This window comes from Pseudoalteromonas atlantica (assembly GCA_007988745.1).
In the GTDB taxonomy this organism is placed as follows: Bacteria; Pseudomonadota; Gammaproteobacteria; order Enterobacterales; family Alteromonadaceae; genus Pseudoalteromonas; species Pseudoalteromonas atlantica.
Genome location: BJUT01000011.1, coordinates 47,951 through 70,682, shown reverse-complemented (window position 1 = coordinate 70,682; position 22,732 = coordinate 47,951). Strand labels below are relative to the sequence as shown.

18 protein-coding genes and 1 riboswitch are annotated in these 22,732 nt (G+C 41.2%); of the genes, 12 read left to right on the top strand and 6 right to left on the bottom strand.

From position 1 onward, the window contains the following. Nucleotides 1-2 precede the first annotated feature (2 nt). Nucleotides 3-1,136, bottom strand: coding sequence for a PepSY-associated TM helix domain-containing protein (locus PAT01_RS07410; protein ID WP_024033989.1), 1,134 nt, complete (start codon nt 1,134-1,136; stop codon nt 3-5). Nucleotides 1,137-1,500: 364 nt separating this feature from the next. Here PAT01_RS07410 and PAT01_RS07405 point away from each other — a divergent pair, with 364 nt between their 5' ends. The 4 genes from PAT01_RS07405 to PAT01_RS07390 all read left to right on the top strand — a co-directional run bounded on the left by PAT01_RS07405 (nt 1,501) and on the right by PAT01_RS07390 (nt 4,290). Further along, nucleotides 1,501-2,115 (top strand): PQ-loop domain-containing transporter, encoded by a 615-nt coding sequence (locus tag PAT01_RS07405; protein ID WP_029773076.1) that lies wholly within the window; start codon nt 1,501-1,503, stop codon nt 2,113-2,115. A gap of 71 nt (nt 2,116-2,186) precedes the next feature. Continuing rightward, nucleotides 2,187-3,011 (top strand): hypothetical protein, encoded by an 825-nt coding sequence (locus PAT01_RS07400; RefSeq protein ID WP_154945249.1) that lies wholly within the window; start codon nt 2,187-2,189, stop codon nt 3,009-3,011. Then, nucleotides 3,008-3,481: a pilin gene (locus PAT01_RS07395; RefSeq protein ID WP_154945248.1), complete on the top strand. Its 474-nt coding sequence runs from the start codon at nt 3,008-3,010 to the stop codon at nt 3,479-3,481. The genes PAT01_RS07400 and PAT01_RS07395 overlap by 4 nt, the downstream gene beginning before the upstream one ends. 20 nt (nt 3,482-3,501) lie before the next feature. Continuing rightward, nucleotides 3,502-4,290, top strand: a complete 789-nt coding sequence (locus tag PAT01_RS07390; protein ID WP_096740323.1) for a PhzF family phenazine biosynthesis protein — start codon at nt 3,502-3,504, stop codon at nt 4,288-4,290. Nucleotides 4,291-4,332: 42 nt separating this feature from the next. Here PAT01_RS07390 and PAT01_RS07385 read toward each other — a convergent pair whose 3' ends face one another. Continuing rightward, a complete protein-coding gene (locus PAT01_RS07385) occupies nt 4,333-6,843 on the bottom strand; it encodes a zinc-dependent metalloprotease (protein ID WP_154945247.1) in 2,511 nt (836 codons plus the stop codon). 290 nt (nt 6,844-7,133) lie between these two features. Here PAT01_RS07385 and PAT01_RS07380 point away from each other — a divergent pair, with 290 nt between their 5' ends. The 5 genes from PAT01_RS07380 (at nt 7,134) to PAT01_RS07360 (ending at nt 15,022) form a co-directional block, all read left to right on the top strand. Further along, entirely contained in the window at nt 7,134-8,318 is a 1,185-nt protein-coding gene (locus tag PAT01_RS07380; RefSeq protein WP_054983590.1) for an efflux RND transporter periplasmic adaptor subunit, read from the top strand. Nucleotides 8,319-8,329: 11 nt separating this feature from the next. After that, nucleotides 8,330-11,470, top strand: coding sequence for an efflux RND transporter permease subunit (locus PAT01_RS07375; protein WP_154945246.1), 3,141 nt, complete (start codon nt 8,330-8,332; stop codon nt 11,468-11,470). Nucleotides 11,471-11,581: 111 nt separating this feature from the next. After that, a riboswitch (cyclic di-GMP riboswitch) is annotated at nt 11,582-11,664 on the top strand. A 95-nt stretch (nt 11,665-11,759) separates the two neighbouring features. Then, nucleotides 11,760-12,326: a chitin-binding protein gene (locus tag PAT01_RS07370; protein ID WP_154945255.1), complete on the top strand. Its 567-nt coding sequence runs from the start codon at nt 11,760-11,762 to the stop codon at nt 12,324-12,326. A 119-nt stretch (nt 12,327-12,445) separates the two neighbouring features. Continuing rightward, a complete protein-coding gene (locus tag PAT01_RS07365) occupies nt 12,446-14,563 on the top strand; it encodes a S9 family peptidase (RefSeq protein WP_404821021.1) in 2,118 nt (705 codons plus the stop codon). Nucleotides 14,564-14,623: 60 nt separating this feature from the next. Then, entirely contained in the window at nt 14,624-15,022 is a 399-nt protein-coding gene (locus tag PAT01_RS07360) for a hypothetical protein (protein WP_055255445.1), read from the top strand. 16 nt (nt 15,023-15,038) lie between these two features. Here the strand turns inward: PAT01_RS07360 and PAT01_RS07355 are convergent, their stop codons facing one another. Further along, the gene (locus PAT01_RS07355) at nt 15,039-15,794 is read right to left on the bottom strand and encodes a LytR/AlgR family response regulator transcription factor (protein WP_154945244.1); all 756 of its coding nucleotides are present in this window, start codon (nt 15,792-15,794) and stop codon (nt 15,039-15,041) included. A gap of 241 nt (nt 15,795-16,035) precedes the next feature. On the opposite strand from PAT01_RS07355, the gene PAT01_RS07350 reads away from it, so the two are divergent. Further along, on the top strand, nt 16,036-18,978 hold the full coding sequence (locus PAT01_RS07350) for a TonB-dependent receptor domain-containing protein (RefSeq protein WP_154945243.1): 2,943 nt from the start codon (nt 16,036-16,038) through the stop codon (nt 18,976-18,978). Nucleotides 18,979-19,260: 282 nt separating this feature from the next. On the opposite strand, the gene PAT01_RS07345 is transcribed toward PAT01_RS07350, so the two are convergent. After that, on the bottom strand, nt 19,261-19,734 hold the full coding sequence (locus tag PAT01_RS07345) for a Dps family protein (RefSeq protein WP_004585992.1): 474 nt from the start codon (nt 19,732-19,734) through the stop codon (nt 19,261-19,263). Between the two features lie 346 nt (nt 19,735-20,080). On the opposite strand from PAT01_RS07345, the gene PAT01_RS07340 reads away from it, so the two are divergent. Continuing rightward, the gene (locus PAT01_RS07340; protein ID WP_024033977.1) at nt 20,081-20,290 is read left to right on the top strand and encodes a hypothetical protein; all 210 of its coding nucleotides are present in this window, start codon (nt 20,081-20,083) and stop codon (nt 20,288-20,290) included. On the opposite strand, the gene PAT01_RS07335 is transcribed toward PAT01_RS07340, so the two are convergent. Together PAT01_RS07335 and PAT01_RS07330 are read right to left on the bottom strand one after the other, a co-directional pair. Beyond that, a complete protein-coding gene (locus PAT01_RS07335; RefSeq protein ID WP_004585990.1) occupies nt 20,287-20,892 on the bottom strand; it encodes a PGAP1-like alpha/beta domain-containing protein in 606 nt (201 codons plus the stop codon). The two genes, PAT01_RS07340 and PAT01_RS07335, sit on opposite strands and share 4 nt — an antisense overlap. 17 nt (nt 20,893-20,909) lie before the next feature. Further along, nucleotides 20,910-21,446 carry a YaeQ family protein gene (locus PAT01_RS07330; protein WP_126008609.1) on the bottom strand — a complete coding sequence of 179 codons (537 nt, stop codon included), beginning with the start codon at nt 21,444-21,446 and terminating at the stop codon, nt 20,910-20,912. Between the two features lie 91 nt (nt 21,447-21,537). Between PAT01_RS07330 and ylqF the strand changes: the two genes are divergently transcribed. Then, on the top strand, nt 21,538-22,482 hold the full coding sequence (ylqF, locus tag PAT01_RS07325) for a ribosome biogenesis GTPase YlqF (protein ID WP_054983594.1): 945 nt from the start codon (nt 21,538-21,540) through the stop codon (nt 22,480-22,482). The last annotated feature ends 250 nt before the right edge of the window (nt 22,483-22,732 follow it).

Genomic DNA, 22,732 nt, shown 5'->3' with positions numbered 1-22,732 from the left:
AATCAAGCACTTACAGTGCGGTGTTTACTTAAGCGGTTTTTTTGAGACTGTTTTTTACGCTTACGGCGAGTAAACCATAAATAAAAGCCAGTACCGCCAAGCCAAACAGGGCTTAAACCAATAACACACCAAATTATTTTACTAATGAGCCCTGCAAAATAACCAAAGTGTAGTTTTCTAAAGCTATCAATTACTTGCCAACCTACACCCACTTCGCGAATGTCCCAGTTAGCCATATGCTCGCCCGTTAGCTTATTGTAAGTCACGGTATTTGCATATTCACTGGCAAGCGGGTTGCTGGTATCAACCTCACCAAATAACGTTATGTTTTCGTCTGGCTCAAGCGGCATTACTAAAAACGTACCATTAAAGGTGGGTATTTGCTTTTGGCTGTCATCAAGTACGTGCTGAAAAGAAATCTCTTCATTATATAAATTTTTAGTTAATACAAAGTGCTCTTCTTCTGCGTGTTCAATTACTTCGTGATACCACACCGCGCCGTTAAAGTAGCCGCCGGTGATGGCTAAAATTATAATAATTGGCGAGCCAATTACGCCGGTCATTTTATGAATGTCGCTAAGCACTATTTGCAGTGTGGCGCGCCAGCGTACACTAAATAACCGCTGCCAAAACTTACGATAAATAATAAGACCTGTAATACCCAGTACTAAAAAAAACACCGCAAAAAAGAACCCTAAAACAGTGCCAGTTTGCCCTGGTAAGCTTTTTAAATCGTTAAGTAAAAAGGTGTAATGTAAGTCTAAAAACCAGTCGGTAAAGTAATGGCTAGTGCCTACTGGCTCCGATAAAATATTGCCCGTGTATTGATCTAAATGAAATTTATACCAGTCCTCTGTACCGCGTTTAATTAAATAAACCCGATCAGCAGTATCATCGTTAAATATTTCCCAGCTACCAACAACATACTCAGGGTAGGTTTTTTGAGTTTTTGTTATAAGTGTATCAATAGGTAAGCGGTTGGCTTGTTGTTGTACAACAAAGTGACTGTCTGGCATTAGTAAGCCGTCAATCTCGCTTTTAAATACCAAAACGCTACCAGTTATACTGATAACAAGCAGCGGAATAAGCGCTATAAGGGCTACCCAGCTGTGAATTTTAAAAAGTGTTTTTCTCATAGTTTATTTTTTGTGTAATTGCCACGGACCTGCGTATGATAACAATTATCAGTTCTATTTCATAGTTGTGCGATGAATACACAATAATTGTTTTAGAGCGAGCCGATCTCTAGAGTAAAATGCGTTTAAGCTGAGGTGTAAGGTTGGTAACTTTTAGATGTAAAGGGGCTCTGGTGTTCACTTAAAGTAACGCTTTTTGTACAGCTATCTTGCCAGTGCCTAATATAGGTTTACGCTAATTTGTTGAGTAAAATGTATTCATCATTACAATGCGCGCTCACTTTAAAACCCTTTTAAAAACATATGTTTATTTATTGTTTCAGGCGGGTTTTATATTAACATTTAAGTAACGAGCGAGGTTGTTTTGGCGCACTATCTACCTATTTTGTCGGCTTTTATTTTAGTTTTTAGCTTTTTACCGCTATTGAGCAAAATTAGAAAGAATCGCAGTGTGTCGGGGTTATCACTATTAATGATGACCTTTGGTTTAGCGCAAAGCCTCTACTTTATTACTTACAATATTTATTTTGAACGCTACTTTATTGCTTTACCATTTTTTGTAACTGGGGCGCTAAGTGGTTTAATTTTATATTACTTTGCACGCTATAACGCCGCAAAAGCTGAACGTATACAGCTTGTGGCTATGCTTGGCTTTTCGTTATTACCTTTTTTATTGCTTTTAAATAAAAGCCTAGAAACATCATCGGTGCTCAACGCCCTTACATACGTAGGGCTGGTAATGAGCTCAGTGCGGGTTATGCCGCAAACGTATAAAACCTTACGCAGTGGCAATATTAGCAATTTAAGCGCCCGCTACTTTAGCTTGCAATTTGTAGCAGGTACCTGTGGCTTATTTGTAGAGCTAAGCAGTGCTATGCCCAGCACCTCGCATATTTTAATGTTTGTTATGCTACTACTTACAAATGCCGTGCAATTTGCATGTATGCAATATTATAAAATGCGCCCCGCAATGGCTTAAAAAACAATCGTCTTCTATTTATATTGTGCTAAATATGTGGCAAGTTACTTTATCAAATAAAAGGATAAAGTATGAATTGGAATCAGTTTGGCTACATTTGCCGTGTCTATAGTTCTAAAACATTAAGTGCCGCACAAAAAGAAGAGCTAACCACACAATCGTATTTAGCCGTTTATGCTAATAAATATACAGACAGTAAATTAGCCAATTGCCTTGCAGCAAAATTTGCCCTGCAAGATGCAGATATTTTGCAAAAACAAGCCCTGCATTATCAATGTGTACCGCAGCTAGTTAGCGGGTATAAATTTGAGCACAAAGGCATTTTTAGCTATTTAACTGCTGTTTTTTTTATTTATGTTTTTTCTTCGCTTTTATATCAGTCTTTTGTTGTTCCTACATTTGTAGAGATATATAGCAATCATATGGCTTCTTCCGCGCACACCTTAGGTGATTACTTTTCTTATTGGTATGTGCCAATTATTCTATTGGTTTTACTGCAAAGCATTATTTTTATAGTAATTTTTAAAATTAAAAATGCATGCGCTTTAACCGACTCGCAGCCTTTTATTGGTTTATCAAAAGCTTTACTTCCCCGCAGTTTAATTAAGAAATACGATCGCCTAATGACAACGCTTAACTTTGCGGTAAATTTCAAAGAGGATGAAAACGCCGCAATAGTCGAAACTAAACATTTGGCTAAGTGTGATTCGTTAGGCTACGAAACTCATGAAGAGTTTAAAGTGTTACTTGAGCAGCAGCTGGAACAATTTAATTTGCAGGCTAAAGGCTTTATAAATAAGCTGGTTATTCTGTATGGATTAGTCATTGTTGTGTCAATTTACTTATTTGTGAAAGCGGCTTATCAACCAATTTTTATGCTAGGAGAAGTGTTATGAAGTCAAAAGGATTTACGCTAATTGAATTGATGGTCGTAATTTCTATTATTGGTATTTTGGCGGCTGTTGCTTTACCTCAATACAGTAAATATATGCAAAAAGCTGAACTTGTTGATCCGCTTGCTATGGCCGCAGTAATAAGAGAAGACGTAACTACGTATTACATTGAAAACAGAGAGTTTCCTAAAAATAATAAACAAGCAAATGTGCCTGAAAGTAAATATTTAATAGGAAATCGAGTGACAAGTATTTCCATAGAAAACGGTGCAATTAACATTAGCTTGGGGAATAAAGCCTCGCAGCCTTTGCAAAATACAGTTTTAACTTTTAGACCCGCAGTCGTTACTAATAACCCCACAAGTCCTATTGCATGGTTATGTGGTTTTGATGAACCTGTTGTAGGGATGCAAGCTGTGGGTGAAAATAAAACGACAGTACCTAAAGATGTATTACCTTCGGCTTGTTTATAACTAATTTAGGAGGTTAGCCTATGCAACTCACCATCCATCAAATTGATGCATTTACAAGCGAGTTATTCAAAGGCAATTACGCGGCTGTGATCCCGCTTGAGTCGTGGCTTAGTGATGAGTTAATGCTTAATATTGGCGCTGAAAATAATGTTTCTGAAACTGCGTTTACGTGCCCTTTGGCAGATGGCAGTTTTGCAATACGGTGGTTTTCGCCATTAATGGAAATAGATTTTTGCGGCCACGCTACGCTCGCTGCTGCGTATGTTTTATGCGAGCAGCACAACCTTAGCCAAGTGCGCTTTAACGCCGCGGCTGTAGGGGAGCTTATTGTTAATAAAAATAGCGATGGCAGTTTTGCTATGACCTTTCCTAAACAAGCGCCAGATGAAGTGCAAACTATACCCGATGCGTTGTTGAAAGGGTTGTCTATACAACCTATTAAGGTGCTTAAAAACCGCCAAGCATATTTTGCTATATACGAAAATGCTCAACAAATTCATGATTTAACCACTGAGTCTGATTTGTTAAAAACCTTATATCCACTTGATGTGGTCGCCACAGCGAGTTCTGCTGAGTACGATATTGTGTCTCGTTATTTTTGGCCAGCAAGTGGTGGCGAAGAAGACTTTGTTACGGGCTCTATTCACACCGGCCTTGCCCCTTACTGGGCGCAGCAATTAGGTAAAAATAAATTAAACGCGTATCAGGCTTCAAGCCGAGGTGGTTTTATACAATGTGAAGTAGGCGAAAATACAGTGACCTTAACCGGTAACGCTGTGCGGTATTTAAAAGGCACAATTTATTTATAAATAAACAGGCCACGTATTACGTGGCCTGTTTGATTTAGTTAATTAAGCTTCTAACGCTTTAGCAATTAAGTGATCAATATACTTTTTATGCGCTTTAGTTGCTGTATCGGCTCCCCACCCTACGCTTGTATCAGCTATTTGTGTTAACTGATAGAGCGCGGCAGTTTTTGCCAAATTGTCGTGTTTACTGGCTTTGCCTAGGCCCGCAATAGCAATAAGCTGATTTACATACTCTATTTGTAGATTGCGGCTAACAGACGTGCTCTCTTTGCTATCAACAAAAATACTGGCAGTTAGGTCGTCCATAAATTGCGTTAGGCTATATTCGTTACCGTACAGCGCGGTGTCTGAAATACGCAGCATAACAGCAGGATGCAGCAATTGCGCAAGTACTGTTTTTTGCATGCCTAAAATCATTTTGTGTGCTTTAGGGTCTTCATTTTTACCATAATGGCTAAAGCCGCGACGTTGTTGCTGTAAATAGTTATACAGTGGTTGCATGCTAGTGAGTACACCTGGCGCAAATACATATTTAGCAAGTATGTTCATTGCTTGTGTTTGGCGCTCAAGCGGTACTGGGGTAAAGGGTTTATCAGCATGCTGGTCGCCCACAACTGCACGTTCAACATATACGCCACCTATTTGGCGAGAAACAATGCCCGCTTGCGAGCGGTATTGGCCAAATAAACTATTAGCTGAGGTAACCAGTTGTTGGTAAGACTCACCTTTTACTGTGGCTTTTTCTTTTAGCTCAGTAAATAACTTATTAATTAGCGCCATACGGTCGGCGCCATAGGCTGCAGGGTTTGATGAAAGGTCGCCTATCATTACGCGTGGGTCTATATGGCGACCCGGTGCGCGCATGTCGTCGGCATCGTTACCAAAGGCAAGCGCATGCTCGCTAGAGCGCGCTAATATTGTATTTAGGCGTGCGCGCTCTGCGGCTTCATCTTCAAGGGCTGTGCTGTAGCCATAGTTTATAGCCCAGTCGTCATAAGGGCCTGGCTTGGTTTGAAAAATATCGCCTTGCTGCACACCAATGGGGGCTATGTTGGCCGGCGCATAATCCATCACTGAGCCTGTAACTATGCCTTGGGTTTTGGTTTTATCATGAATCTCTTTTTCATCCCACAAAATAGACGATTTCATATTGTGGTTTAAGCCTAGTGTATGGCCTACTTCATGAAGAATTAACTGAGTTAAACCTTGGCGAATCATTTCATTGTCATCAATGGAGGCACCTGTTGCTAAGCCTTTAGCAAGTAATAGGTTTTGTTGAATTTCATGGCCTAGTGAGCAATTTAAATCGCCACTTGTGTGCAGGTTTTCGCCGTGGCTCATTGTGCCTTGTGTGTAAAGCGTGTCGTAAATCCAGCGGTTTTTCATAAACACAAACTCAAGCATAATGTCTGAGCCAAGTATTTCACCGGTTAGCGGGTTGGCAAGAGCTGGCCCGTAGCCACCAAATGGCGGTTTAGGTGATGATGTCCAACGTAATACGTTGTAGTTAATATCACCAGCATCCCAGGTTGCGTCATCGGGTTGTACTTTAACTTCTAGTGCGTTTTTAAAACCGGCTTTTTCAAAAGCGCTATTCCAGGTAAGTACGGCATCGCGTATTGTGTCGCGCCACTCTACTGGGGTGGTATTTTCTATCCACCAGGTAATTGGCTTTACTGGCTCAGAAAGCTCAGCACTAGGGTTTTTCTTTTGTAGGTCCCAGCGTTTAATAACATCTTCATATGGTGCCCAATCGGTCGAGGTCATTAGATCAAATTGATTGGTAAAATAGCCTATGCGCGCGTCATCTTTACGTGGTTTATAGTCGTTTTTTGGTAATGCAACAAAAGAGTGCTGCACCTTTACAGAGACATTGCGCGGGTCGCTTACTGCGCTTGTACCACGCACGGTGGGGCTGGCATTACTAAATACGTAATCTACAACCACATCTAAGTTATTTGGGTAAGGACGCTGCTTAACAATACGCGACTTTTTACTGTTTAATTTACCTACTTTAAAGCGTTTTTTAGCTTTTTTATCGGCTGGGTTTGGCGTTGGCGATACCTTGTGTAGCGCCTCACTTAAAAATAGCTTGTTGACCTTAAAGGCTATTTTTCCTTGCTCTTCTTTTTCTATTTTAATGCTGGCTAAAACGGCTTCGCTAATATTGGCATTGCTTGCTTTGGCAATGGCACTGTTTTGATCAAATTTATAGCGAGGGGTTTTGCTAACTATATCTATGCGGTCAAAGTATTTTCTAAACTCAATAAGCTTGGTTTCTCTATAGGCACCGCGATAATGCCCAGCATCAGTGACACCGTCCACTGTATGAGCAAAGTATACAAAAGGGGTGTTAAGCTGCGATTCGGTGAGCACCATTAAGTGCTCACCGGTTTTTGGGTCTTGGTATAAATTAAAAATACCTGAAAATTCGGTTTGTCCTTCGACCATTTCGCTTAGGGTTTGTGGTTTTTTGTCTTCTTTTTTATCGCTAGCCAATGCGTGGCCGCTAAGCGCTACACCAAGTGTTAGCGCAAGGGTTGTTAATTTCATTGTAATAATCTTTTTCGCTGTTATTTATTTAGTGTGACTGTACGTAAATTAAAATTTGTTCGCACATCTTCTCGATGAAATAATAGCCTAAAGCTGTAATTTGTTGATTTTAAATAGTAAAAGTTTGTAACAAAATATAATAAATGCGATGAATAGCAGGTGTTTGTTAACGGGTACACAGCTATATTTAGTTCTCAATTTGATTTGTAACAGTTGCTTACAAATGTCAGGTTAATGTTTTATTGCGCTCTGTTATTATAGTGTTAGTAGAAATATGAGGTAATTAGGATATGCAATCAAATTCACTGAGATGGGTGTTCCCATTTGTAGCATTAGCCATTGGTGTAGTGGGCTTTATGGGAATAAACGCTATTGCACAAGAAGATCAAAGTAAAACAGCAGTAGATACACGCCCCACCGTGCAAGTTGAGCCTGTAGAAGCTAATAATCATCAAGTAATAATAAACAGCTATGGCGAAATAAAACCATTAGAAAATACGCAGTTGGCGGCGCAGGTGTCGGGCGAAGTAATTAGCTGGCACCCTAACTTTGTAGCGGGTGGCGTGGTTTCTCGTGGCGATACACTTATTAGCATTGAAAAAGACAACTACGAAGCAGCCGTATTGGTAGCCGAAGCCGATTTAGCGCGTGCCAAAGCGGCCTTAATTGAAGAGCAAGCGCAGGCAAAAGTAGCCGAAGACGAAGCAAAGCGTTTTCCGAGTAAGGCACGTACCGACTTGTTTTTACGTAAACCGCAGGTGCTAAGCGCCCAAGCAGCGGTTAAATCGGCGCAAGCCGCATTAAAAAGAGCGCAACGCGATTTAGAAAACTGCGATATAAAAGCACCTTACGATGCGCTTGTTATAAGTCGTAATGTGGGGGTAGGCCAGTTTGTGGCTATGGGCGCACAAGTGGCCGATTTAAATAATATAGAAACAGCAGAGGTTATTATTCCTATTGCTGGTTTTGATAGCGTATTTTTACCGGAGCGAATTAAGGGCATTAAGGCCACTATTATTCAAAAAGGCTTAAACAGTTTTACACGTGAAGGCGTGATTGACCGCGACCTAGGTATTGTAGATAACGCGACGCGCATGAGCAGCTTAGTGGTACGTATTGAAGACCCATACGGCTTAAAAACACAGCAACCGGCTATTAAATTTGGCAGCTACGTGCAGGTTAATTTTGCAGGCGCCATGCTTAATAATATTTACCGTTTGCCGCAATCATTAGTTAATAACCAAACGGTGTGGATAGTTAACGAAAACCAAGAACTTGAACCGCGCAAAGTAACCGTAGTAAGAGAAGAAGGCGAGTACTTTTATATTAGCAGCGGACTTAACGCCGATGATAAATTGGTTACCACGTTACCTGAGTACCCACAAAAAGGCATGCAGGTTAAAGTGGCTGGCATGGGCGAGCCAAGTAACGCTAATACAAACACCGAAAGTAGCGCTGATGCGCAACAGTTGTAAGGTGTAAATTAATGAGCGAATCAATTGAAAAAAAACAAACAGGGTTAATAGCTTATTTTGCTAAAAACTCTGTTGCAGCCAACCTAATGATGGTTTTTATTATCATCATGGGGATTATTAGCTACTTAACCATTCAGCGCCAAATGTTTCCTAATGTAGAAATTAACTACATTAATGTTGAGGCAAATTACCCCGGTGCCTCACCACAAGAAATTGAAGAAAGCATTCTTATAAAAATTGAAGAATCACTAAAGGATGTGACCGAAATTAAAAAGGGCGTGTACCGCGCCTTTAGAAATGGCGGTAGAGCAAGCCTTGAAATTAACACCGATGCAGAGCTTACCGATGTACTTGATAAGGTAAAGCTGCGTGTTGATGGTATTGCAACCTTTCCTGCGGGTATGGAACCGGTCACCATAAGTCAGATTGAGTTTAGGCAAGATGTTATAGGGATGACCTTAGTTGCCGATTTGCCGCTGACAGAACTCAAACCAATTGCCAATCAAATTGAAGATGAGCTATTACAGCTATCAAACGTGTCGTTGGTAGAAAACGATGTGCCGCTTGATGAAATTGCCATTGAAATCGACCCAGACACTTTGCGCCAATACAACTTAACCCTAAGCGATGTAATGACCGCTGTGCGTAATTACTCTGCTAATTTTTCGGCGGGGCAACTAACAACAGATGCGGGGATTATTTCTGTTAGGGTTGAAAACCAGTATTACTCTGGCGATGAGTTTAGACAAATTCCGGTAAAAATAGGCGAATACGGCGCTAAGGTATTGCTTCAAGACATTGCTGTTATTAAAGACCAATTTACCGAAGGCGAGCGCTACTTTAAATTTAATGGCGAAAACGCAGTGTATATGTCGGTAAAGGCAACGCAAGATCAAAACATGATCCCCGTTGCCGATTCGGTTAAAGCATTTATTGAACAAAAAAATACCCAGCTGCCACCGGGCGTTAGGTTAGAGCCATTAATGGACATGACGTACTACCTAAATGCGCGCCTTGATATGATGAAAGCTAACTTGTTTCAAGGAGCAATATTAGTCGCTATTATGCTTTCGTTATTCTTGCGCTTTAAATTAGCGCTTTGGGTAATGATTGGCTTACCAGTGTGCTTTTTAGGCGCCATGATGCTAATGCCTTTATTTGGTATAAGCATTAATATTATTTCGTTGTTTGCTTTTATTATGGTGCTCGGGATTGTGGTAGATGACGCCATAGTAATAGGTGAGGCCGCCTATACTGAGGTTGAAAAAAGCGGAGGCGGAGTTGAAAACGTCGTCCGTGGTGCTAACCGTGTAGCAACCCCTGCTACATTTGGTGTACTAACAACCATTGCAGTGTTTGCCCCGTTTACACTTTCAAGCGGGCCAGAAAGCGCCTTCTTTTACGGTATTGCCGTAGTAGTCATGCTGTGTTTAGTATTTAGCTTAGTTGAATCAAAACTTATTTTACCGGCGCACATTGCCCACACGCACTTTTCACCTATTAAAAAAGGGGGCTGGCGCGATAGGTTTAATACCCGCTTTTTTGGCTTTGTAAATGGCCCTTATAAGCGTTTTATATCGCGTTGTGTAGATTGGCGTTGGACAGTATTGTTTGGCTTTATTGCTATGTTTTTTATAAGCATTGCGCTGATCACATCAAATAAAGTACGCACTGTACCCACTCCAAAAGTGCCGCATGATTTTCCGCAAATTCATATAGAAATGAATGACAATGTGTCTGATTTACAAACTATTGCAGCTATTCGTGAAGTAGAAGCCATGGTGTTAAGAGTTGATGAAGAAACAGAGCGTGAATTTGGCCAAAAAATAATTCGTGATGTACTGGTATTTAACCAAGGCAGAACAGAGTCTCAGTTACTTGCGCCGTTGGTTGATGAAGACTTACGCCCTTATAACGCGTTTGAACTTTCGCGCCGCTGGCGAGAAGCTATGCCAACCATTGCCGGTATTAAATCACTCACTATTGAAGATGATGTTGGCGGCGGTGGCGGCACTGGCGAAGGCGAATTTGGTTATTTACTGTTTGGCTCTGATATAGAAACGCTTAATGCGGCAGGCCGTCGTTTTATTCAGCTATTGCAGCAACAAAAAGGCTTGTTTGATATAAGCTCAACCATTGACCCTGCTAGCAAAGAAGTGCAAATGAGCTTAAAACCTGTAGCTTACGATTTAGGACTCGACCTTGCTAACATTGCAAACCAAGTAGGCGCTAGTTTTTATGGTGGTGAAGCACAGCGTGTAATACGTAACGGCGAAGAAGTAAGAGTAATGGTACGTTACCCTAAACTGACTCGCGAAGCGTTTTCATCGCTAAAACACACAGTAGTTACTACACCGCAGGGGCGTGAAGTACTTTTAGGCGATGTGGTTGAATTAACCGAAACGCCGGGTATAAGCTATATTCGCCGTGAGGGCGGTTATCGTACTGTTTATGTGTACGGCAGCATTGATGAAGAAGTTATAGAGCCAGGCGAAGTAGTTTCGCAAGTAAAAGAAAACTTACTGCCGCAACTTAAAGAAGAATACCCAAGTGTAAAATCAGAGCTAGGTGGCGCAATAGAAGAGCAACAAGCGCAAGCTAATGAGCAGCTGCTGTTTTTTGTAGGCGGCATGATTTTAGTTTATATATTGCTTGCTGTACCACTTAAAAGTTATGCCCAGCCGCTTATTGTTATGTCGGTTATTCCGTTTAGTTTAACGGGGGCTATTTGGGGACACTTTTGGTTTGATTTAGACATTAGCTTAATGTCGGGCTTTGGTTTAATAGCCGCGGCTGGCGTTGTAATAAACGACTCGCTGGTAATGACCGACTACGTAAACCAAGTACGCCGAGAGGGTGTAAGCGTTAAAAACGCGGTAATAGAAGCCGGTTGTGCACGCTTTAGGGCAATATTATTAACCTCTATTACAACCTTTGCAGGGGTTCTGCCCATAATGTTTGAAACCAGCTTACAAGCTAAGTTTGTAATCCCTATGGCAGTAGCGCTAGGCTTTGCGGTAATGTTTGCAACACTAATCACCCTTATATTGGTGCCGTGCTTGTACATTATTTTAGGCGATATTGGCGGCGTGTTTAAAATGGCTTTTCGAAAAGTATTTAGGCGAAAAGCCCCTATAAACCAAACCTCTTAAACTATTAAAAGCCAACTTTAACAAGTTGGCTTTTTAGTTATTTAGGGTTACATAAAAATCTCGGTTACATTCTTTTGTTTGAATAAGCTTTGCGCACGTTTTATAATCACTTTTTTCTGTTGGCAAATTAGTCGAAAGGCTAAGACGCAAAGTTTCCGGTCTAAGGTGTAACCTACGATAGCAGGGCTGCTGCATAATTTTTATACGGTATTGCTTGCCCTCAGTGTCGTTTTTGTGTATCCATATGATATGGATAAAATTTTGTGACTCTTAAGGTGTTACTGTGTTTATGCATACGTCGTTGGCCTGTGGAAAATGGTCAACTATAGGTTGTTTAAACCATCATACTCAATTGTTCATTGGGGATGTGGTTAGTGTAACCTTTTCAGACATGCAAGGAGTGCTTGTTGATTTATCGTTTGATTATAAAATTACCTCTTTAGAACAAGGTGAGCCTCATGCTTGGCCACGCTTAGTTGCTGAGTATATAAACGTGCATGTGCCCCTGGTAAGTGCAGGTAGAATGACCAAGCAAGGGTTGGTTGTTGGCTATAGAGATAACGAAATATTTGCCCTAGAAAGTAGCGGTATTAATAAGGCAAAGGTTGATTTTCATTGCATTGCAAAGTGCGATACCCCCGCTAAGTGCACCAACCAAGCATATGATTTTGTATACCCTAATGGGGGCGAGCAATACAACGCGGGTACTCGCGTACTGCAGCCTAAAACAGGTTATATATACCAATGTAAGGCATGGCCATTTAGCCAATTTTGCAGAACCAATAATGATAAAGACCCAAGCTTTGAACCTGGTATCGGAAAAAGCTGGGCAATGGCCTGGATTAAGCTCTCTTAACGCTTTTAAAATAAAAACCATCTTCCCATGGGTGTAATGACAAGAATAAAATTGCAGTAATTTTAAAATTTGGACTTATACCTCAAGCCCACTCTCTATGAGTGGGCTTTTTTATTTTTATGATAAACTGCCTGCATTGTTATTTTTTATACGGTTTTGTTGTGTCTTTAAGTGAATTTTCTTCTCAATCATTAGCTCGTTTTCCAGTTACTAAAAAGCAACCTCATCAATTAACTATGCACAATAAAACGCGCACCGATAACTACTACTGGATGCGCGATGATGAGCGCGAAAACCCAGAAATACTCGCCCATTTAGCAGCCGAAAATACATACTGCGATGAGCAACTAGCCGCAATAAAACCACTTCAAAACAGTATTTTTGAAGAACTTAAAGGGCGCATCGTAAAAGATGACAACACGGTGCCGGTTAAAGATGGCAAGTACTGGTATCACTCAGAGGTACGTGGTGACGATGAGTATTCGCGCCATTACAGAAGCACAAGTATTAACACCGATAACAAGCAGTTACTACTTGATGTAAATGCTTTAGCTCAAAACCATGAATTTTACGAACTAGGTGAAGTCGCGCTAAGCCCATGCGAGCAATTAATGGCATACAGCGAAGATACCGAAGGGCGCAGAATTTACAGCGTACATTTTAAAAACCTGCAAACAGGTGAAATGCTCAGCGATGTTTTAGAAAACACTGAAGGGCAAATTGTTTGGGCTAACGACAATAAAACCGTATTTTACGTTAAAAAAGACTTACAAACGTTACTGGGTTTTCAGGTGTTTAGGCATGAACTAGGCACAGCGCAAAGCCAAGATATTATGGTGTATGAAGAGCACGATAAAAGCTTTTTTATGGGCTTGGGTAAAAGCCGTGACGAGAGCCTTATTATTATAGATTTGGCCACCACCGAAACAAACGATACCTGGGTGCTTGATGCCAATAACCCGCAAGGTGAATTTAACGCATTACTACCGCGCGAAGAAGGGCATGAGTTTGATATAGATAAACACGACGATACTTATTACATAGTAACCAACTGGCAAGCTAAAAATTTCAGACTGATGACGGCAACAAGCGAAACGATTGCAGATAAAACGCAGTGGCAAGAGCACACCGCGCACCGTGAGCATGTGTTGCTTGAAGGCGTAGAGATATTTGACGACTTTTTAGTATTAACTGAGCGCGAGCAAGGTCAAGCTCGCTTTGTTGTTATTAACCAAGCTCAAGAGCGCATGGCGCTTGAATTTAGCGACCCATGCTACTATGCCGCTGTGGCGATGAACCCCGAGCCACAGGCGCGTTCGGTACGTATTTATTATTCAAGTCTAACCACGCCTGGAACGTTGTACGATGTTGATTTAGCCACGGGCAAAAAAACATTGTTAAAACAGCAGCAAGTACTGGGCGGGTTTGATAGTGCACTTTATGCCTCTGAGCGCTTATTCGTGACAGCACGCGATGGCGTGCAAGTACCTGTTTCGTTAGTTTATAGAAAAGACACCTTTACCAAAGATGGCACTAACCCACTGTTTCAATATGGCTATGGTGCATATGGTTACACGATAGATCCGAGCTTTTCGAGTACCTCATTGAGTTTGCTAGACCGCGGTTTTGTGTATGCGATTGCACATGTAAGAGGCTCCGAAATGCTAGGACGCCATTGGTACGAGCAAGGTAAAAAAGAGCATAAACAAAATAGCTTTAGCGACTTTATTGATATTACAAAGGCTCTTGTAGAGCAAGGCTACGGTGATAAAAACAAAGTATTTGCCTCTGGCGGCAGTGCAGGTGGTTTGTTGATGGGCGCTGTATTAAACCAAGCGCCAGAGCTTTACTTAGGTGTAGGGTGTCATGTGCCATTTTTAGATGTGTTAACCACCATGCTAGATGAAAGTATTCCACTTACCACTAACGAGTATGATGAATGGGGCAACCCAAACGATGAACACTTTTATGATGTAATAGCCGCGTACTCACCGTACGATAATATTAGCGCCCAAGACTACCCGCATATTTTAGTCACCACAGGCCTGCACGACTCTCAAGTACAATATTGGGAGCCTATGAAGTGGGTAGCAAAAATGCGAGAACTCAAAACCGATAACAATATACTGGTATTTAAAACCGATATGGATGCTGGGCATGGCGGCGCATCTGGGCGTTTTAAAAGCCTTGAAGAAAAAGCCCTCGAAATGGCCTTTTTTATCGCGCTTATAAATTAACTGCAAAATACGCAAAATGTATTAAGCTTTAATGAAGCACTGATATATAAAAGGTTATTTATGTTTGGAGCACATGGAGAGTTTTATATTTGCTCTCAGCCACCCACCATGTATTTAAAGCTAATGGGTAGTTTTAATAATGAAGGAATTACTTTACTAACGAATGGCGTGGTGAACGAACTAAGTATGCACCCCAAAGGCGCGGTAAAGTGTGTTGTGGTTAATTTAGAAGAATTTGAGTTAATAACTGTAGATAGCATGGACTCGTTAGAGGCGTACTTTGCCAGCGTAAAAGAGCGTGGCTACGAACGCGTAGATTACTTATATGCAAACATTATTGCTAAAAATATGTTCGAGAAGGTCTGGAGCAACAGCGATATTGAAGTTAACTTTTATAAAGACTCAGAAAGCTACCTACATCATCACCCAGACGATGAATACATTAAAACCTACTGGTAAATAGAATTACAAGCCCCTATGCTACGGGGCTTATAATGCTTTCTAAGCAGTTTTTGTACCTTCTTGATAAATTTAACGAGATATTGTTTTTAAGCTTCACTTTATAGTCGCCGCTGTCTGTTGGCATAAGCTCTTTTATGGCATGTTTTCTAACTAGCGTGGAGCGGTGAATACGTATAAAACCTTCAGGCTCTAGCTGTTGCTCAATGTTTTTCATGGTTTCACGGTGTAAAACGGGGGCGCTGTTACCATTAAAGTGTAGCTCTACATAATTACCCGCACCGTTTATCCATACAATATCGTTAATATCTATTAAACGTACCTTTCCTACATCTTTAACAACAATATGTGCAGCAATGGGTTGCTCGTTTTCAGATGCGGCTTTAAACAAGCGCTCGGCTTGTGTGGCTAATGGGCATAAATGAATAAGCTTATCGAAGCATTTTTCAAGCCTTGAAGCGGTTGCATCGACGGTTAAAAAATCGACTGCGCCGACTTCAAACGCAAAATTAGCAAATTCAGCCGACCTAGCAATCACCACCACTTTCATTGTTTTAGCCAATTCAGTTAGGTGCACTATTTGAGTAGGATCATTTAAATTAGATAATTCGTAAAAAAGCACATTAAAACGAGAGGTATCTATTTGATCTAAACGCTGCTCGGGCAGTTGCATTTGCGAATCAAAGTGACGGTGAGCTTGCACCTGCTGAGTTAAGAATGTTGCAAATTTGCTCGTGCTAACTCTAATTAGTGCATGAAAGTAAGTAATCATAAAAAAATCCATCTCTAGAGTGTGTAGTTATAAAGACCGTGTATTTAATAAAAAATGTTAAAAAAATTTAATCTAATTTATAACAATCTGGGATAAGTACCTTCATCCCATATATCCTGCTGTTTGTACCTGACTAAATGCCTATTAAATAATGCGCATAGTGTCTTAAAATTATTCCACTTAATGTTGAAATGTTTGTAACCAACCAGTTACAAAAATAACATTTCAGGGACATTATAGTATGAAAAAAATAAATAACTTAGATAGTCGTACATTTAAAAAATCTTCATTGTCTTTAGCACTTAGTGCGACAGTGCTTGCTGGCTTTTCTTTTCAAGGTATAGCCGCAGAAGAAGACGAACTAGAAAAAATAGAACGCGTGCAAGTAACGGGTTCTCGTATTCGTTCAGCCGAGGCGATGTCGTCTGCACCTATACAGGTTGTAAGTGGCGAGGCAATTGATGCATCGGGTTCTTTAAACATCCAAAACCTACTGCTAGAAAACCCAGCATTTGGCTCTCCAGCTATTAGCCGTACTAACTCTAACTTTTCAACGGCAAGCGCGGGTGTAGCTACTGTTGATTTGCGTAACTTAGGTTCAAACCGTACTTTAGTACTTGTGAATGGGCGCCGTTATGTATCGGGTGTACCTGGTAGCTCGGCAGTTGATTTAAATACCATTCCTAGCCAATTTATTGAGCGCGTGGAAATTATGACCGGTGGCGCATCATCAGTATATGGCTCTGATGCGGTTGCAGGTGTAGTTAACTTTGTACTAAAAGATGACTTTGAAGGCGTAGAGTTTGAAGGCCAATACGGCGAATCAAGCGAAGGCGATGATGAATCGCGCCAGTTTTCTTTTACCTCGGGTTTAACTACGGGTGATGGCAAAGGTCAAGCCATGTTCCACTTAGGCTACTCAGACCAAGGTGCTGTGTTTTCGCGCGATCGTGAGCGCTCTGCAGTAGACCAATTTTCAGGTATTTATTTTGAAGACGATCCGGCGGCAAATCCGGGCTCTATTTTTGAAGCCGTTAACCCGTTTTTCTCATCATTTCCGCCACAAGGGCGTTTTGATGCAGGCGATACACGCTTTACTTACGATCCAAACAACAACTTACAAGACTCGTTTAGCACCAATGGCGGTGACGGTATAGATGCCAACGGCTTTAACCGAAGCGGTGTACGTACCATTGCTATACCAACAGAGCGCTACTTATTCGCCTCAAATGGTAGTTACGAGTTAACAGATAAACACAGCTTCTTTTTTGAAGGGACGTACGCATCTAGTACCACTATTTCAGAGTTAGAGCCTTTTCCGTTTGCCTCAGATGACATTTATGCCAATGGCCGCGTGCCAATTGAGTTTGACGTAAATGGCGAAATGCTCAGAAATGCCTTTGTGCCAGATGATATTTACAATGCAGCAACAGACACCGACGGTGATGGTGCTAGAGATATCTTTTTTGCAAAACGTTTAAGTGACGTAGGTAACCGTGGTGCCCGTGCAGAGCGTGATACATTCCGCTTAGCTGTGGGCTTTCAGGGTGAGATTAACGACAGCTGGTTTTACGATACCTACTATGTGTACGGTAAAACGAAAGAGTCGCAAGTATCAGGTGGCTTAGTAAATGTACAAAGCTTTCGCCAAGGTTTAGAGGCGGTAATTGATAGCCAAGATTTAGATGCGGATGGCATTACCGATGAAGCGATTTGTATTGATGCAACAGCGCGTGGCTTTAATTGTGCGCCAGTAAACATTTACGGATTTAATTCACTATCGCAAGGTGCAATTGATTTTGTAAGTGCGCCAAGTACGCTTTCTACGTCGGTAGAGCAAGAAATTATTGGCGGTAATGTCTCAGGTGATTTATTTGAGCTGCCTGCGGGTATGGTAGGTATTGCGGCTGGTTTTGAATACCGCGAAGAGTTTTCTCGCAGTGAATTTGATGCCCTACAGCAAGCAGGCTTAAATGCCGGTAATGCAATTCCTGCAACCGAAGGTTCTTTTGATGTAACTGAATACTATGTTGAGGCTAACATTCCAGTGCTGGATGCGGTAACAATGAACGCCGCAGTCCGTTTATCTGACTACTCAACAGTAGGTAATACAGAAAGCTGGAACGTAGGTGTTGATTGGGAAGTGATGGATAGCTTACGCCTTCGTGCTACTCGTGCTCGTTCTACACGTGCGCCTAATATTGATGAGTTATTTTCACCGCCTTCGCAAACATTCCCAAGTGGTTTAAACGATCCATGTATAGGTGTTACAAACAGTGGCGGTGGCGCTGTAGGTGATGCGTGTCGTGCCGATGCGGGTGTTGCAAATAATATTGCATCAAACGGTGAGTTTACCCTTAACCAGTCTGATTTACAGGGTATTAGTGGTTTTAACCGTGGTAACCCAGACTTAAAAGAAGAAGTGGGCGACTCTGTGACTGTGGGTGTGGTATTTACCCCAGAGGAGCTAATTTCGGGCCTTGACGTTACCCTTGATTACTTTGATATAGAAATCACAGATGCGATTGTATCTACACCGCGCCAATTTATTTTAGACCAATGTTATGGCGGTGGTGACGATAGCTTCTGTAGCTTTATAACTCGTCGTAGCGGCCCTTCTGGTAATAATAGCGCAGGTTCACTTGAGTTTATTGACAGTGGTGTATCAAATAGTGGTGGTTTAGGAACTGAAGGTGTTGATTTAACACTAACTTACTCTGCCGATATTGGCCCAGGCGCATTTAGAACTCGCCTTGCATACACTTACTTGATTGACGGTTACACTATTCCGTTACCGGGTGCGGATAAAGATGAGTTTGCTGGTGAAATTGGCGCATCTGAACACAAAGCTAACTGGAACTTAGGCTATAAGCTTGATGACTTTGATTTTAACTGGAGCATGACCTACATAGGGGCTGCTGACTTTGATGATCAATTCTTAAGTGGCTTTGGTATACCTGCTGGCGGCGTGGGTATTGGCTCAGTAATCTACCACGATGTACAAGCAAGCTATCATATAAGTGACGCGGTAGAGCTATACGCCGGCGCTAACAATTTATTTGATAAAGAGCCTCCGCGTATACTTTCAGGTGTAAGTGGCTCAAGCACAGGTACTGAAACCGACGCAGGTACGTATGACCCAATCGGGCAAACCTTCTATATTGGTTTTAGAAGTAAATTTTAAGCAGTTAATACTGCACAATTGTAGTTTTTCCAGCTTCACTTAATTAAGGAGCTGGTATTAACAAAAGCCCCAGCCGTTGCTGGGGCTTTTTAATGCAAGCGCGAAAAGGGTGGGCTAGTTTGCTTTAAAATTATTTATGCTCCGCTTAAACCAAAAACAACGCCACTGGTAACAGTGGCGTTGTTTAGTCGATAGGGGGCGCTAATATAGTATCCGAATCGCAAAGAAATTTACGATTCTCCCTATTTGTAGCCCTCCCCTTTTGAGGGCTTATTTTTTAGCTTAGTCTAAGTACGCTTTTAACATCCATACTAGTTTTTCTTGCTCTGAAATATAATCACCCATTAATGACGCTGTACCTTCATCATCTGCATCGCCTGCTTGAGTAAGTACTTCACGTTGCATTTTAATTAGTGTGCTGTAGCCAGCTAATAGGTTTTCTACGGCTGCGGTACCATCGCTAATGTTTTTAGCTTCTTTAATTTCACTTACTTCTAAGTAATCAGAAAACGCATGTAGTGGCGCGCCATCTAACGTTAAAATACGTTCAGCAATTTCATCTACTTTTTCAAGTAGTAAATTATAAATCTCTTCAAATTTAATGTGTAATTCAAAAAAGTTACGGCCTTTAATATTCCAATGAAAACCGCGCGCATTCATGTATTGAATTTGGTAGCTGCTCAATAATGTATTGAGTGACTTAACAATGTCTTCGCTTTTTGCGCTGTTTAAACCAATTGCATTTACCTGTGACATACCTTGCTCCTTGATGAACCGTTTATTTATGAACTGATGATCATTATTGCTCAGTGCTATTAATTAGTAAAATTGTTTAAACCAGTCAATGCAATAGGTTTTAACTATTAATAACGTGCAGCGCAATAAATCACTCATACAATATAGATGGGTTGAATTTATTAAAATTCTACCCCTTAACAATAAAATAAAGACAAAACATGGATAAATTATGATCCAAAACAAGTTTTCTACAAGGTTGAATATTGGCTATTTGATGTATTGATCTAAATCAGTAAATGCTTATGGCTGTAGCGCATAATTCACTCAAGCAAAATAAATATCTTAAATTTATTGGAGAGCGATTATGGATGCAAAAACAGTAAAACAAAATAAAGCAGAGTTAATAGTGGTAGGTATAGCCGTTATAGCATTTGTATTGGGGCTGGTGGCGCATTTAGCAGGCGCAAGTTTTGCCAATGCCGACACGTTTGGCTACATTGCCGCACCCATGCCACTTATTTTGGGGGTGATATTTTTAATCAGTTATAAAATAGCAGAGGCGGGGGAAGACTAGGCTGCTTCGTTAAGGCACTTAATAATGTATTCAAGCACTTGGCGAGAATAAATCATACTGGTATGGCTTAAATGAAACACTTTATGCTCAGCCATGCCTTTAAGCTTGGTTTCGTCTAGTAAAACGGTGCCATCGGACTGACTGCCTTTGACAATTAACGGCATTAACCCAATGGGCAAATCGCCAGCAATACTGTAAAGCTTGGCCTTAAACGGCCAGTTACCATTTTTAGTGAGTAAAAACTCGACGCTGTTTTTTAAAAAGGTTTCAAACCCTTTTTGCTTCATCTTTTGCGCTATGTGGCTGCCTTGATGGGGTGTGCCAAGCGTAATCACTTTAGTGACATGGTGACTCGCTGGCGTGCCTGCCTCTAAGTAGGCGCGGGCAATTAATCCGCCCATAGAGTGACATACTAATGCAGAGGGCTCATCACCAATAAACTCATCAATTTGTTTAAATATGGTGCTTAAGTTAGGGTCGAGCGTATTGTAAGTGAGATTCAGTACTTTAACTCCAGACTGTTCAAGACGAGAGCAGAGCGGGCGCATAACAAAGCCCGACATATAAAGGCCGTGTAATACAATAACGTGGTTTATTTTCATACGCCCTTACCTACAATTTACATTAACTGTTGCGGTTTTATTTCGATATTAGCCGTATCAGAACTGACCCACACTTCACCATCTTGAACGGTAATGGTAAGTTTTATATTGCGGTCGGCTAAATCTGCAAGTGCCTGAGTAGCGGCGTAATCAAGGCTAAAAATACTTAAGTTTTTAAAATCGTACAATTTAGGTTGATGTTTTTGCCACCAAATAGCTTGGTTGTTTTCGCCATAGGTATAAAGCACCACTTTTTTAGCTTTATTGCAGGCTTTTTTAAGACGCTTTTCATCTGGCAGGCCCAGCTCAATCCACAGCTCTATCTCTTCACTGTAGTTTACATGCCAAAGCTCAGGTTCATCGTCGGCACTTAAGCCTTTGGTAAACTCTAAGCCATCACAACTATTTAGCGCATAGGCTAATAAGCGAATCATCAAGCGTTGCTCGGTTTCAGAGGGATGCTGTGCCAACGTTAAATTAAAATCTTGGTACACGTGGCGGTCCATATCGCTTAACGATAATTGCGCTTTAATAATGGTAGATTTAAGAGCCATAATATCTAATCTAAAAAAATTTGCGCCAGTATAGCGCAATTAAATGAATTGCCAGTTAAAATAGCGTCAAATTATATGTTAGGAGTTAAAAATGGCTATCCAGTGGTTCCCTGGGCACATGAATAAAGCCCGTAATGAGATTAAAGAAATAATGCCGCAAATGGATGTGATCATTGAAGTGCTTGATGCACGCATTCCTTACAGTAGTGAAAACCCTATGGTAACTACGCTTCGTGAAGGCAAGCCGGTCATCAAAATTTTAAATAAGGCGGATTTAGCCGACCCTAAAATGACCCAAGCGTGGAAAGACTATTTTGAGCAAGAAAGTGGCGTTAAAGCCATCGCGTTTGGCCATGATAAAGCCGCTGAGGTGCACCGCATTAATGAGCTTTGTAAAAAATTAGTGCCACATAAAGTGGGCGCCGATAAGCAAATTAAAGCCATGATCATGGGTATTCCAAATGTGGGCAAATCAACGTTAATTAACGTATTAGCTGGGCGCATAGTTGCAAAAACGGGTAACGAGCCTGCGGTAACAAAAGCGCAGCAACGTATTAAGCTTGAAGACGGCATTATGCTTTACGACACGCCAGGTATGCTGTGGCCTAAAGTAGAAAACGAGAACTCGGGTTATCGTTTAGGTGCCACCGGTGCAATACGTGATACAGCGCTTGAATACGAAGATGTGGCAAGTTATACCGCAGAGTATTTATTAAAAGCCTACCCAGAGCTTTTAAAAGCACGCTATAAAATAGATGAATTGCCAGAAAGTGACTGGGAGTTTGTAGAAATGGCCGGTAAAAAGCGTGGTTGTATTCGTGGCGGTAACCAAATAGACACCTATAAAATGTCTGAAATACTGATTAACGAATTACGTGATGGGATTATCGGCCGTATTACCATGGAAACCCCAGCCATGCGTGAAGAAGAAGAAATTATGGTAGCTGGCTTACGCGCCGCTGCAGAGGCCAAAAAAGCCGCTAAAGAAGAAGAGAAAAAACAGCGCCGTGCACGTGCACGTAAAAACCGCCGTTAATATGTGAGTTTATGTGAGTATATTACTTACTAAATTACAGACATAAAAAAAGCCCGTAAGGGCTTTTTTAGTTTCATATCTACCGTCACCGATATGAGCAATGTAGCAAGTAAAATAGTAGGGCGGTTACTTATCATCAACATCAAGGGGCGTTGCGGTTCATAACAAGTAACCATAGCTGTTTACGTGCGCCACACGTTGTTTCAGGGTCGAGAAACAAATTAGTTCATTCCGTCACAAGTGGGTATGC